Raw genomic sequence first — 13,975 nt, 5'->3', positions numbered from 1 at the left:
CTTCTCGATTCGGAGCAGCCGACGTGTTTCCAGCCTATATTTCCCACCCCGATTGCGAGCGTCATGAGATGGGGTACATGCACCCGGAGTCGCCCGATCGTATTGGCGCCATCCATGACATGCTGCTCATGAAGGGGCTCCTCGACTACATGCGGACCTACGACGCGCCGCTTGCCACCGAGCAGCAGCTCGCCCAGGTACACTCCGTCGCGTACATCCGCAGCCTGGTGAGCATGACGCCGATTGAAGGGTATGTGCATGTCGATCCCGACACCAGCATGAATCCTTGTACCTATATCGCTGCGTTGCGCGCGGCAGGGGCTGCTGTGCTCGCAGCCGACCTTGTGATCGGCGGCGAGTGCGATTCGGCATTCTGCAACGTGCGGCCCCCAGGGCACCATGCTGCGATTGCTGCAGCTGGAGGGTTCTGCTTTTTCAACAATGTCGCGGTGGGGATTCGTCACGCACTGAACGTGCACGGTCTCTCCCGCGTGGCACTCGTCGACTTCGACGTGCATCACGCGAACGGCAGCGAAGACATCTTTCATGACGACGATCGCGTCCTCATGTGCTCGATTTTCGGGGATCAGCTTTACCCATATTCGGGACACCTTGCGCGGGGCAGAAACATGGTGAATGTTCCGCTGCCGCCGCGCTCAGGCGGAGAAGCACTTCAGGCCGCGGTCATCGACAAGTGGCTCCCTGCGCTGAACGCCTTCAAGCCAGAGATGATTTTCATCTCGGCGGGCTTCGACGGGCATCGTGAAGACGACATGGGCAACCTCTGTCTGACTGAGCGCGACTATGCATGGGTTACGCAGCGCATCGTCGAAGTCGCCGGGCAACATGCGGCGGGACGTGTTGTTTCGTGTCTGGAGGGTGGCTACGCACTGTCGTCACTGGGGCGAAGCGCCGCCGCGCACGTGAAGGCACTGGCTGGCGTCGATGTTGCCCTTGAGTGCTCCTGAGTCCGGCTCGAGTGGGCGCCTCGCAGTTCAAACATGGGGGAACGCGTATGGAAACGCGAATTCAGCAAGCCTCGCTCATGTCGAGAATCATGCCCGCTGCTGCTGCGGCGAAATTGATTCAACCGGGTATGACGGTAGGCATGAGCGGGTTCACCGGATCAGGGTATCCGAAGGCCGTGCCGCTCGAGCTCGCGCGGCTGATCGAGGGCGCACATGCCCGGGGCGAACGGTTCGCCATTCGCGTGCTGACTGGCGCATCCACCGCGCCGGAACTCGACGGGGCGCTTGCCAAAGTGGGAGCGATCGATTTTCGGCTGCCTTACCAGAGCGACCCCGAACTGCGTGCGCGCATCAATCGCGGCGAGATCGAGTACATGGACATCCACCTCGGGCAGGTGGCACAGTACGCCTGGTTCGGCTTTCTCGGCCCGATCGACATGGCGGTGATCGAGGTGGCCGGTATTCTGCCTGACGGACGCCTGATTCCTTCGACTTCCGTGGGCAACAACAAGACGTGGCTCGATCTGGCGAGCCAGGTGATCCTCGAGGTGAACTCGAATCAGCCCGCAGGACTCGACGGTATGCACGACATCTACTACGGCACTGCGCTGCCGCCGGGGCGTAAGCCGATTCCACTCGTCGCGCCCGGCGACCGCATTGGCGAGCCATATTTGCGCGTCGATCCCTCTAAAGTGGTGGCGGTCGTCGAGACACACGCGCCCGACCGACTCGGCCGCTTCGCAGCACCCGACGCGATCAGCGCGCGCATCGCCGGACATCTCGTCGAATTCTTCCGGCACGAGATCGCGCACGGACGGCTCAGGCCTGAACTCCTGCCGCTGCAGTCGGGCGTGGGCAACATCGCCAATGCCGTACTCAGTGGGTTGCGCGACGGCGGCTTCGAAGGCCTCAGCGCATTCACCGAAGTGATCCAGGATGCAATGTTGGATCTGATCCGTACCGACGCGCTGCGTGTGGCCTCAGCCACGGCGCTCTCGCTGAGCCCGGAGGGTGTCGAGGAATTCCAGCGCAATATCGACCATTACCGCAGCCGTATCGTGCTGCGTCCGCAGGAAATCTCGAACCACGCCGAACTGGTGAGGCGTCTGGGCTGCATCGCCATCAACGGTATGGTGGAGGCGGACATATACGGCAACGTCAACTCCACTCACGTCGCGGGTACGTCAATCATCAATGGCATTGGCGGGTCGGGCGATTTTGCGCGCAACGGCTTCCTGTCGTGCTTCGTGACCCCGAGCACTGCTAAGAACGGCGCCATTTCGTGCATCGTGCCCATGGCAAGCCACGTTGACCACACCGAGCATGACGTGACCGTGATCGTGACCGAGCAGGGGCTCGCGGATCTGCGCGGCCTCTCGCCCAAGCAGCGCGCACGCGCCATCATCTCCCAGTGCGCGCATCCCGATTACCGTCCGCTGCTCGAAGACTACTTCGAGCGCTCCTGCCGCGAGAGCGTCGGCAAGCACACGCCGCATCTTCTCGGCGAAGCGTTGTCGTGGCATCGGCGCTTCGTGGAGAATGGACGCATGCGGTAAGCAGATCGCCGTTCGTGTGCTCCTGGACCAGCATTCGCGTTGATCGACGCGGCATCGTCCGCCAATCAGCAGTCGCTCAACGCAAGGTAACGCCTCGTTCTCGCGCGGGCGGCAGTCATCGAGCGTCGTGCATACAGATCGACTGTAAGCGATCGATCAGGGACGTCCTCCTGGATTCGAGGCTGCTGCTTCAATGCTTTGGACAATCTACACCCGCCATCCTGGCGGCCGGCGAGGCCTTTCGTTGGCCAGCAACGTACTGGTACTGGTGTACGGGCGTGACAACGGATAGTACCGTCGCGGCCGTTTGCCATAGGACTGGCTCATGAAAATGGCACTGTCCCTGAACGGTCAAAGGAAGTGACTACCGCTTCACCAGCGTTTTAGGGTTAGCCCATTTCGCGAGTCTCAATGAGGACAGGGCATGGCGACCTTTCGATGACTATTCCGCAGGTTGACGGATTGGCTCAGTGGCGTAGCCCTGATAGGTGATGATGTCCCATCACAATGACTTCCGCGTTCAGCAGCCGAGCCTGATCGAGGACGATATCGGCAGGATTCCCGGCGCGGAAGTGCTGTTCCACCGTAAGATTCCGGTCGGCAAGTTGGGAGGCTGCGGCCGTCGGAATTGAGTGTACGTTAGATGTCTGCGCGTTTGCGTAGGTGTAGGTCAGGCCATATGGCGTGACACCGTTCTCGCAACCGGGAGGCAGCGCGTAGGGTGGGTCGACAACGCAAAGAAGACGTACGGTCGCTGTACCTTTCGCCGTCGCGCGGCTGGACAGATTGATAACGTGCGCACTCTGAGGCGAGCCGTCCAGGGGAGCGAGGAGGATATTGAACATGATGCGAGATGCCTGTCGAAGATGCAATTGACGTGCAGCATGTCGTCGCCAGCGGGAGACGTTCTTGCACGATGCGAATCTTCACGCGACGTGCCTCCGCCACATGACCGCAAGCAGGTGGCACGAGTGCGGGTTCTGTCGCGCTAACGCGGTGGAGTAGAATCGCTCGAACCAAAACGCATGACGAGCATGATGGCGAAGACGAAGATGCCACGCAAGACGCTGCCTACCGGCATTGGCAAGGTACTGAAGCGACTGCACTATCCGCTGGATGTAATCCTGTTGTGCGTGCGCTGGTATGTGGCGTATTCGCTGAGCCTGCGCAACCTCGAGGAAATGATGGCCGAGCGGGGGATCGAGGTGGATCATTCGAGCGTGCACCGTTGGGTTATCAAGCTGTTGCCGGTGTTCGAAAAGGCATTTCGCCGTCACAAGCTCCCGGTGGGTAGGAGCTGGCGCGTCGACGAGACCTACGTCAAGATCAAGGGCCAATGGAAATATCTGTATCGCGCCGTCGACAAGGCGGGCAATACGGTCGATTGCCTGCTGCGCGCCCATCGCGACAAGACCGCAGCCCGGCGTTACTTCGAAAAGGCGATTGACCGGAATGGCGAGCCAGAAACGATCACGGTGGACAAGAGCGGCGCTAATCTGGCGGCGCCTTGAGGCGCTCAACGCTGAGCGGCCAACGCCGATCAAGATCCGGCAAAGCAAATACCTGAACAATGTCGTCGAGCAGGACCACCGCGCCATCAAGCGCATCATCAAACCGATGATGGGGTTCAAGGACTTCCGCTGTGCGCGCATCATCCTGTCCGGCATCGAGATTACGCACATGATCCGCAAGGGACAAATGTGTGACGATGGCGTTGCATCGACTGCTGCCGAGAAATTCTATTCTCTCGCGATGTAAGTAATCCTCTACATCACGTGTGCTTGCTTACCCCATCACCCTTAACGCGACACAACCCTGCTTAGGCGTCAGTTCAGCGAGCGGAAGAAATCGCGGACATCCGTGATGATAGTCTGCGGCTCTTCCCACGCCGCGAAGTGTCCACCGCTGGAGTGATACCGCCTCTGCTTGAGGTTGTAGTACCGCTCGGCCCAGCGGCGTGGGGCGCAGCATATCTCTTCTGGCAACACCGAAATGCCGACTGGAGCCTCGACTACGGGCACGCGGTCGTGCACCGGCGCCCACGGATCGTGTGCAGCCTCGTAGTAGTAGCGAGCCGATGTGCCGTAGCTCTGCGTGATCCAATAGATCATGATCGTGGTCAGCAGATCGTCCTTGTTGAACCGGGTTTCAACGTCGCCGTTACAATCGCTCCAGCTGCGTTGCTTTTCGAGTATCCACGACGCCAGCCCCGCAGGTGAATCGTTGAGCGCTGCGGCGATGGTCTGCGGCTTGGTGCTTTGCAGCGCCGAGTAGGCCGACTCGGTGGCGAAGAAGTTCTGCAAGCGTGCGGACAACGGCGCTTCGTCTGCGTCGTAGTCTTCGGGCGCCGGCACTCCGCCGCTGAACAGATCCAACGGTAGCGTCATCGGGAAGTGGACACCCATCACGCGCTCGGGATAGCGATGACCCAGGTCGGCCGTGATAAGCGCACCCCAATCGGCGCCGTGTGCAGCAAAACGCGGATAGCCCAGCCGCTCCATAAGCGTCACCCAAAGTCCGGAAGTGCGCCAGAAATTGACGCCAGGCTTGCGCAGCGGCGTGGAGAACCCGTAGCCAGGCAAAGACGGCACCACGAGGTCGAAGGCATCGGCGGGATCGCCACCGTGTGAGCCGGGGTCGCTGAGAGGACCGATCACTTTGTGGTATTCCCAGAATGTCCAGGGCCAGCCGTGGGAGAGGATCAGCGGCTTGGGGTGAGGACCGTTGCCGCGCACGTGGATGAAGTGGATCGGCACTCCATCAATCTCAGTGCGGAACTGCGGATAAGCATTGATCGCGCGCTCGTGCTCGCGCCAGTCGTAGCTCGTGATCCAGTAAGAGACCAGATCCTTGAGGTAGGCGGTGTTGGTGCCATACTGCCAGCTTTCGTTTGCGAAGTCGTCGGTCCAGCGCGTGAGCTTGAGACGTGTCAGTAGATCATTCAGCACATCGTCGGGTACTTCGACGCGAAACGGTTCCATGTTGTCTCTTTCCTGTGGTCGAGTGGGCGGATGCTCCGGAGGCTCCACAGACGATGCTTCTTCCATGGAGCTTCCTCGTGCTGATTAGGCGCGCAGCGGCCTGAAGCCCGCGCGGACCTCTTCCGAGAAGATCGCTGGTTGTTCCCAGGCCGCGAAGTGGCCACCGCGGTCGACCTTGTTGTAGTGGATAAGCTTGGGGAACGCCCGCTCCGCCCAACTCCGCGGCGTCGGATAGAGCTCGTCAGGAAAGACACTCACGGCAACCGGGATCGTGACGCCCTTGACACCGAAATACGTGAGCTTGTTCTCCCAGTAGAGCCGGGCCGAAGAAAGCGCCGTGTCTGTCAGCCAGGCGAGCGTGATGTTGTCGAGGATGTCATCCCGGGTGAGACCGGCGGCCTGCCCCGCGAAGACCCGAGAGATCAGCCGATAGCTGCGCTGGTCGTGGTCGAGGAAATAGGCGGCCAGACCGACCGGCGAATCCGCCAGAGCGTACAGGGTCTGCGGGCGCAGCCCCATCTGGTAGCCGTAGCCGATGCCCTTCTGGTAGACAAATTGCAGGCGCTCGTAAGCGAGCTTCTCGTCGGCCGAGAGATCGGATGGCGCTGGCGCACCTGAGAACGCCGCCTTGTCGATGCCCACAGGAACCGAGCCGGGCATGTTGGTATGAATGCCCAGCAACTCCGGAGCCGCCTGAACACCCATCTGCTCGGTGATGACCGCACCCCAGTCGCCCCCTTGAGCCACGAATTTTGTGTACCCAAGACGCTTCATGAGGACGACCCATGCGCGCGCAATGTGTTGGGGGTCCCAGCCAGTGTCAGTCGGTTTACCTGAAAAACCGTAGCCCGGTATCGACGGGATTACCAGGTGAAACGCATCCGATGCGCTGCCGCCATGTGCGGTGGGATTGGTAAGGGGTTCGATAATTTTCATCTGTTCGATGATCGATCCGGGCCACCCGTGCGTGACAATGAGCGGCAATGCGTTCTCATGCGTCGAACGAACGTGGATGAAGTGAATGTCCAGTCCGTCGATTTCGGTCACAAACTGTGGCACAGCGTTCAGCCGCGCCTCGACCTTGCGCCAGTCGTAGTCCGTTCCCCAATAGCGCGCGAGTGCCTGAATCGTGGCGAGCTGAACGCCTTGCGAGTCGTCCGTAACCGTTTCCCGTTCGGGCCACTTTGTCGCGTTGATGCGTCGGCGCAATTCGTTAAGATTCGACTCCGGAATACTGACGTGAAACGGACGGATGGCAACTCCGTCGGTACCCATCTGTTGTGCAGCTTGACTCATGGCACGACTCCTATCTGAAAAACTGAGAAAACCTAGCGTGCTTGCAGCGGCTACCGCTGCAGCTCCGAAAAAGAGACGACGGCGACCGAAGTCTGGCGTCTGTTGCATGGCGAACTCCTTGGCAACGGGTGGTTGCACTCGGGTGTGACCGCAAATGTTCACAACCCGGGAGTGAGAATGCCGGACACCGTCGTTGGCTTGTATTGCGCCGTGGTCGAGCGGGTTGCCCTCTTTGGTATCGACGCGCAGGGATACCGGGACGGAAACGCGGGTGGTCTTAAACCAGAGGGCTGAGAGCCTGCGCACATGGCTGGGTGCACTGAACGTTGGTTTAGCAGAGAGCCGGCAAGACGCTTGATCAGCTGACGAGAGGCAGGAGTGCGTCCCGAGCGGTACTCCACCCGTTGACGCAGCAGGCTATAAATTGGACGGTGAGCGCCACCGCGGGCGAGCTCAACAACAGGCGGTCGACTTGCGGGCTGCGAGCGACTCCGGTCAGGCACCAGGAGCAGAAATGCTCGCAGTTGTTGCGAAGTACATCGTAGGCGTCTTCGCCTATGCGAGAGCAGGCACGCGCTACGATTTCCATGCCGGAGTACGTCACGTCCACATCACTGTGCAGACACACCGGGTAGCCATTGGAGAACTCGGCGAGGCTAACCTTCGCGACGGGACCGCGGCGCAGTGACGAAGACAGGCCGTCGTAGTGAACGACCTGGCCCGCTCCGACGTAGATGCCGTGATGCGTGTACCAGCGGCGAGGCGTCACGATGTGCGCGCCGAGCGGAAAATGCTCGTCTTGCGCAACGGTCGGAGCAGTCGTCGCGTTGGTCGTGTGGGTTTCGCGAAATATCGGTTGGGGGTCGCGGCCTGCGTTTGCTCTCACTTCGACCGCGTTCGCCGACGGCGTCTGTTGCATGGCCAACTCCTCGGCAACCTATGGTTGCGTTCGGTTGTGACTGCAAATGTTCACAGCCCGGGAGTCAGGATGTGCCGCGCGGCGGTTGGCTTGTATTGCGCCGTGGTCGATTGCTTTTGAGCTCCTGGTATCGACGCATGTGATAGCAGCAGGCGAAACGCAGGTGGTCTTGAACCTGCGAGCCGAGAGCCTGCGCACATGGTTGGCCGCTCTAAACCTTGGTTCAGGAGAGGGCAGGTAGCGTGAATTTGAAAGCCGCGCCGCGCGGCCGATGGGCGTCCGCCCACAGTTTTCCGCCGTGGGCGTCGATGATGGAGCGGCAGATTGCGAGGCCGATTCCCACTCCGCCAGCCTTGGTGGTGTAGAAGGATTCGAAAACCCGCTCGCGATCCTCCGGTGTGATGCCGGGGCCTGAGTCCCCGACCGTGACGAGCAGGCCCCGCGACGGACTCAATTCGGTGCAAATCACCAGTTTCCGCGCCTCGGCATCGACGCCGGCCATGGCCTCGATCGCGTTGAGGATCAGATTCAGCATCACTTGCTGCAATTGAACTCGATCTCCGCGAACAGACGGCAGTCCCTCCGCTAGTTGCATCTGGACCGTCACGCAATTCTTCGACAACTCGCCTCGCACGAGCGCAATCACATTGCCGATGGCATCGTTCAGGTCGACGCTCTCCTGGCGGGGAGGTACTTTTCTGACTTGATCGCGGATTCTGCTAATGATGTCGCCAGCCCGGTAGGTATCGGTGACCACGCATTCGAGCGCTTCACTGACTTCCGCCAGGTCTGGTGGCTCTCTCTCGAGAAAGCGCAGCGCCGCATGAGCGTTATTGCGTGCTGCGCCGATCGGCTGGTTGATTTCGTGGGCGATGGAAGCCGCGAGCTGTCCCATGGTGGCCAGGCGGTTCGCGTGCGCCAGTTCCGCCTGCACCTCGCGCATGGCGTCCGCAGCGCTCTTGCGCTCAGTCAGGTCGAGCACGAATGCTACACCTTGGTGCACATCCCCTTCGAAAGTCGCGGCCCCGATCAGGACAGGGACGCGGCCACCGTCCTTGCGGAAGAACTCCTTCTCATAAGGCTGCACTCGACCCGTCGCCTTCAGTTCTGGATCGAAGGTTTGATCATCACGATCCCGCCACTCCGGCGGCGTCAGTTCCGTCAAGCGGATACGCCCTGAAGAGACGTCATCACGGTCGTATCCCAGCATGCGAAGAAAGGCGCTGTTTGCCTCGAGAATCCTGCCGTTGAGATCCCAGAAAAAGATCCCGATGATGTTGGCATCCACGAGGCGCCGGATTCTGCCCTCGCGTTCGGCAAGGTCACAGTACAGGCGCGCGTTCTCCATCGAGATGGTGGCCTCCGATGCCAGCAGCTTGAGGACTGCCATTCGAGCGGGTGTAAAGGCACCGACCGTCAGATTGTTTTCCAGGTACAGCACCCCTAGCAGCCTCGTCTGCTTCAGTATCGGCAGGCAGAGTACCGACCTCGTGCGGTGCTCCCGAGTGTAGTCATCGTCGGAGAATGGATTCTGGGCCGAGGCATCATGCAGCAGCACGCTTTCCTTGGTACGCAGGACGTAACGGAAAACGGATTCGGGCAGATCTGCTGCGGTGAGGTTCGTTCGTGGGAGATGGACCTCCATCTTGTCACCGCTGGTCGTGACTTCCGCTTCTATCCAATATCTATCGCCTCCCGGAAGAATGAGTACACCTCGTTCGGCACCGGCATGCTCGACGGCCGTACGCGCCAGCGTGCCGATCAGGTTCTCCAGGACGATCTCGCCAGAGAGCGCTTCCGAGACCTTGATCACAGTCGCAAGATCCAGGTGCTCGACAGGTGCCACCATCGTGCTCGTGATGTCGGTAGTCGGCTTGTCCATCCTGAGCTGTGGATACAACTGTTCGAGCTGTTGAACCTTTCCGTCAGCTCCCCAACGAAGGTAGCAGTTTCTTGCGTCGCGCAGGTAGGTGTTTGCAATCCTTTCGAAGCCACGCGCCGCGTAAAAGCGCCCCGCGAGTTCATTGGCGATCGCTTCGTTGTGGACAAAGCCGTGCATTTGGGCCGACCGGGCGGCCTTCTCAAAGAGCGCCTCGGCTTCCAGCGCGCGACCCTCGATTCGCGCGATTTCGGCGCCAACGCTTGCTGTGCGGTTCTCGAAGGTTACCGGGTTAAGCTTTGCCCATGCTTCGAGCTGTTTGTGGTGGGCTGTCAGCGCTTCGAAGTGCACCTTCTTCTGGTCGGAGGAAGCCTGATCCCAAGCTGCGGCGCGTGCAAGCGCACCATAGAAATGAAATTCCGCACTTTCAAAATTCAGCGTCGATGTCCAGAGCAGACGCTGCGCGTTGCGCGCGGCATCAACAGCCGATGCATAGTCTCCCGCAAAAAACCGTGCCTGCAATTTACGGCACCAATAATAGAATTCGGCGAGCGCCAGATTAGGATTGCTGGCCAGATGATGTTCGGTCGCGAGCTCACTCTCTTCGTCGTGATCCATCTGTCCGAATGCCGCAGTCAGACCACGGAGGGTTCGGATCAGCCCAAGGTGCGCACTGCAGGCGGCACTGACAAGACCCAAACGTGCCTTGCTGGAAAACGCAACACCTTCTTCGGCCACCTGTTGCGTATCTGCGAGATGATCTCCTACCGCCAGACAAATGGTGATCGACGTGTTCCAGCTATAGCCGGAATAGGTAACGTCGCCAAGCCGACTGGATGCGTCGAATGCTCGGCGCATCAGCTCGCGCCCACTGGCTGGGTGGTGCGTCCATGGCATCACAAGAGCGCCGACACACAGGTAGGTTCGCGCCTGATAGCGCTGCAGGCCGCGCTTCTCAACCAGGTCGTAGCCCAGTTGGCCAAACCGGAAGCCGTCGCGGTAGTTGCCAAAACGCGGTCCGGCGACAATCGCCATCCAGACATAGGCGAAGCACGACGCATCGCAGTTGCCGTGTTCGAGGCTGAGAGTCACCATGCGGCACACGATAAGTGATGACAGGTGCTCGTCGAAGAAATTGGATGTCGCGACTGCTTCCGTGAAGACGTCCAGAGTGTCAAGAACATCCGGGTCCGTTGCCAGTGGCAGTTCGACCAATTCTTCAATTGTCCGACTGCCGAGCAGCAGCCAGATTCGTTCGTATTCGCGCGTCGCATCCTGGCGGGTCGGATGTTTCGGCCACACGGTTCCTTCACGGCGTAGCCACTCTAAAAAGACCTCCAGACCTCGATCGCTCTGGTCCAGCGCGGTGTAGAGCCTGATCTGCAAAATTGTCGCAGCGCAGAAGTCGTGGCGGCCTTTTGCCCGCTCGGCCAGGCGCGCAAGCCGAGTCTCGGCGAGCGACATATCTCCCGTCAACATTTCGCACTCGGCCATCAGGTACTCGATGGAGAACATGAGCGTGTAGTTGCGCTCCCACGTCTGCTCGGCAAGGAGGACGCTACCCGCCTTCAGGTACTTGAGTGCCGAGACATAGGCGGTCGATATCTTTGCGTGCCGACCAGCGATCAGGTTGAGTTCGGCAACTTTCTCCCACTCATCGACCGACGTGATGAGGTGGGAACCGCGGTTCAGTTGATTGACGATCTCGAATATGGCCTCGTCCCGCCTCCCCACCGGCATGTGCTCGGCCAGATGCATGCCAAGGCGCAGATGCGTCTCGGCGCGCATGTTTTGCGGGATCAGTGAATAGGCAGCCTCCTGCACGCGGTCGTGCAGAAAGCGGTACTCGTCGTTCGAGCGAACGATCAAACCAGCGCGAGCGGCCTCCCACAGGTGATCGTGCAATACCTCGATCGGTTCCTGACAAGCCATCTGCAGCAAGTCGAATTCGGCGCTGTTTCCCAGACAGGCGAACTGACGCAGCACCTCCTGTGTTGCCAACGGCAAGCGGCTCAATTTTCCGACCATCAACTCCACGACGTTGTCCGTATAGCCCTTGGCATCGATGAGGTTCAGGTCCCATGACCATCGCCCTTCACCGTAGTCAAAGGCGAGCGCCCCTTCGTCTACCAGCATGGAAATGAACTGGATCGCGAAAAATGGATTGCCAGACGTCTTCTCGTCGATCAATTGCGCCAACGGAACGACGTGCTCTGGATCGCAACGAAGAGAGTCCGCCAGCAGTTGCACCAGGTCGTCGCGAGCCAACGGGGCGAGGACGATTTCCCGCAATGCCACTCCGGCTTGGCGAAGGGCTACCAGCTTGCGTACCAATGGGTGGGTGGCGGTGACCTCAATGTCGCGATAAGCGCCGATCAGCAAGAGGTGCTTCAGATCAGAGCGTGTGAGCAAGTCCTCTAGCAGGTCGAGCGTGGCTGCGTCCAGCCACTGCAGATCGTCGAGGAAGAGCGCGAGCGGATGCTCAGGCCGCGCTAATACGCCGATGAATCGCCGTAATACCAACTGAAAGCGCGCCTGCGCATCCTGCGGAGGAAGCTCAGGCACCGGGGGCTGTTCCCCGATGATGTGCTTCAGTTCGGGGACGAGCTCGACCATGAGGAGTCCATTCGGAAACAGCGCTTCGCGAAGCGCGTCACGCCATCTGCTCAAGTCTTCTTCGTTTTTACTCAGGAGCGGACGGATCAGTCCCCGGAGCGCCTGCGCCAGCGTGGCATACGGAATGTCACGCTTGTACTGGTCGAACTTGCCTGACGCGAACAACCCGCGAGAGGGAACTAGCAGCTTCTGGAGCTCGTTGACGACAGCGGATTTGCCGATGCCCGAGTATCCGGAGACGAGCACCAGCTCGGCCATGCCTCCAGCAACGATGCGATCGAACGCGGCGAGAAGCGTGTCGACCTCCGAGCTGCGCCCGTAGAGTCTCTCGGGGATCATTAGGCGGTCTGGCGTGTCATGTTCGCCTGGCGCGAAGTCGTGGATGCGGCCGGTCGCGTTCCATTCGGTGAAGCAGTGCCGAAGGTCGCTCTCGACACCCGCCGCCGTTTGATATCGCTCCTCGACGGTCTTGGCGAGCAGCTTCATCGTGATCGCCGAGATGGCGAGCGGAATACTCGCCAGTCGCTCGCTGGGGTTTGTTGGCTGTCGCGCGATGTGACAGTGCACCCATTCCATCGGCTCGGATGCCGTGAACGGAAGACCGCCTGTCAGCATTTCGTAGAATGTGACGCCAAGCGAGTACAGGTCGCTTCGCGAATCAATCGAGCGGTTCATCCGTCCGGTTTGCTCGGGCGCCATATAAGCGAACGTTCCGGCGATGAACTCAGGGGGTTCGAGCGACTGGCGCTCGCGCGGGAGGCGGGATGCAATGCCGAAGCCGGTGAGCCAGACGCGCTCCGTTTCCGAATCCACAATCACATTGGAAGGCTTGATGTCCTTGTGTATCAGCCCGCCTCCGTGAAGCCGACTGAGTGTGGATGCCATGGCTGGTGCCAGGCGGAGAAACCGATCGATTTCCATGGGCTGACGGATAAGGCGATCGAGCGGGATGCCTCCGGAAAACTCGACGAATAGCGATGTCTGTCCCTGCTCCTGCACGAGTTCAACGGGCCGCAACGCCCACTCCGCGTCGAGAGAGTCCCTGAGTTCGTATTCGTGCTTCAGGCGGCGGGATACGTCGAGCATGGCCTGCCCGTCGTCGGAGCGCGTTGGCATGAAAGCATATCGATCACCTTCGGCATCAATACGCCTAAGTCTGTAGAAGACGCGCTCGGCGTCCTCCCACAGCACTTCGGGAGAGTCATTGTCCAAATCGCCGTCGAGCGTATTCATGGTGCGACTCGTGGCACCTTGCCGCGCGCGAAGGCGCGGCGGAGGCAATCGATCAGGACGGCCTCGTCCAATGGCTTGTGCAGGTAGCCGCCGACTCCCAGACTCAACATGCGTTGCCGGACGCTATCTTCCGGATAGGCCGTGATCAGGATCGTTGGGATGGCGTGCCCGGTTGCGGTCAGATGCTCGTAAAGCTCAGCACCCGTCATCGCGGGCATGTGTATGTCAGCGACGAGGCAGGCGGTTGCGAGCAGTTGGGTAGACGCGAGGAATTCGGCCGCGGACGTGAACACCGCGACGGTGTAGCCGTGCGACTTGAGCAGTCTTCGCATGGAGTCGCGAAAAGACTGGTCGTCATCGACAATGGAAATCAAGGATGGCTCGGGCACGGCAGTTTCCGGTGCGTCACTTGCAGCCTCGACGACGAGCCCAACCAACAGCTCGACCGAGTACTGCTCTGCTGACAAGAGTACTCCCGCAGCGAGGCTGGATCTCTAAGCCTTGGTTTAGGTGTGACCGGGCGGGCA

General features: G+C 60.3%; 9 protein-coding genes. 3 read left to right on the top strand and 6 right to left on the bottom strand.

The features are described 5' to 3' along the window. Positions 1-23 precede the first annotated feature (23 nt). Positions 24-968: a histone deacetylase family protein gene (locus U5A65_RS25765; RefSeq protein WP_321948120.1), complete on the top strand. Its 945-nt coding sequence runs from the start codon at positions 24-26 to the stop codon at positions 966-968. A gap of 47 nt (positions 969-1,015) precedes the next feature. Continuing rightward, entirely contained in the window at positions 1,016-2,524 is a 1,509-nt protein-coding gene (locus U5A65_RS25760; RefSeq protein ID WP_321948118.1) for an acetyl-CoA hydrolase/transferase family protein, read from the top strand. Between the two features lie 467 nt (positions 2,525-2,991). Here the strand turns inward: U5A65_RS25760 and U5A65_RS25755 are convergent, their stop codons facing one another. After that, positions 2,992-3,369 carry a universal stress protein gene (locus U5A65_RS25755; RefSeq protein ID WP_321948117.1) on the bottom strand — a complete coding sequence of 126 codons (378 nt, stop codon included), beginning with the start codon at positions 3,367-3,369 and terminating at the stop codon, positions 2,992-2,994. Between the two features lie 192 nt (positions 3,370-3,561). Between U5A65_RS25755 and U5A65_RS25750 the strand changes: the two genes are divergently transcribed. Next, positions 3,562-4,282 (top strand): IS6 family transposase gene (locus U5A65_RS25750; protein ID WP_321948467.1). Its coding sequence is split into 2 segments (ribosomal slippage): positions 3,562-4,029 and positions 4,031-4,282, totalling 720 coding nucleotides; the frame shifts between segments, so codons are not numbered across the junction. Positions 4,283-4,350: 68 nt separating this feature from the next. On the opposite strand, the gene U5A65_RS25745 is transcribed toward U5A65_RS25750, so the two are convergent. The 5 genes from U5A65_RS25745 to U5A65_RS25725 all read right to left on the bottom strand — a co-directional run bounded on the left by U5A65_RS25745 (position 4,351) and on the right by U5A65_RS25725 (position 13,915). Then, a complete protein-coding gene (locus U5A65_RS25745) occupies positions 4,351-5,505 on the bottom strand; it encodes an epoxide hydrolase (protein ID WP_321948114.1) in 1,155 nt (384 codons plus the stop codon). An 84-nt stretch (positions 5,506-5,589) separates the two neighbouring features. Further along, positions 5,590-6,909 (bottom strand): epoxide hydrolase, encoded by a 1,320-nt coding sequence (locus U5A65_RS25740; protein ID WP_321948112.1) that lies wholly within the window; start codon positions 6,907-6,909, stop codon positions 5,590-5,592. A 250-nt stretch (positions 6,910-7,159) separates the two neighbouring features. Then, positions 7,160-7,720 carry a lecithin retinol acyltransferase family protein gene (locus U5A65_RS25735; RefSeq protein ID WP_321948111.1) on the bottom strand — a complete coding sequence of 187 codons (561 nt, stop codon included), beginning with the start codon at positions 7,718-7,720 and terminating at the stop codon, positions 7,160-7,162. Positions 7,721-7,943: 223 nt separating this feature from the next. Beyond that, entirely contained in the window at positions 7,944-13,448 is a 5,505-nt protein-coding gene (locus tag U5A65_RS25730) for an AAA family ATPase (protein ID WP_321948109.1), read from the bottom strand. Beyond that, a complete protein-coding gene (locus tag U5A65_RS25725) occupies positions 13,445-13,915 on the bottom strand; it encodes a response regulator transcription factor (protein ID WP_321948108.1) in 471 nt (156 codons plus the stop codon). The genes U5A65_RS25730 and U5A65_RS25725 overlap by 4 nt, the downstream gene beginning before the upstream one ends. Positions 13,916-13,975 lie beyond the last annotated feature (60 nt).

The sequence above is a fragment of the Paraburkholderia sp. J10-1 genome (assembly GCF_905220165.1).
Taxonomy (GTDB): Bacteria; Pseudomonadota; Gammaproteobacteria; order Burkholderiales; family Burkholderiaceae; genus Paraburkholderia.
The sequence above is the reverse complement of the archived record's forward strand: the minus strand, read 5'-3'. Positions and strand labels throughout refer to the sequence as shown.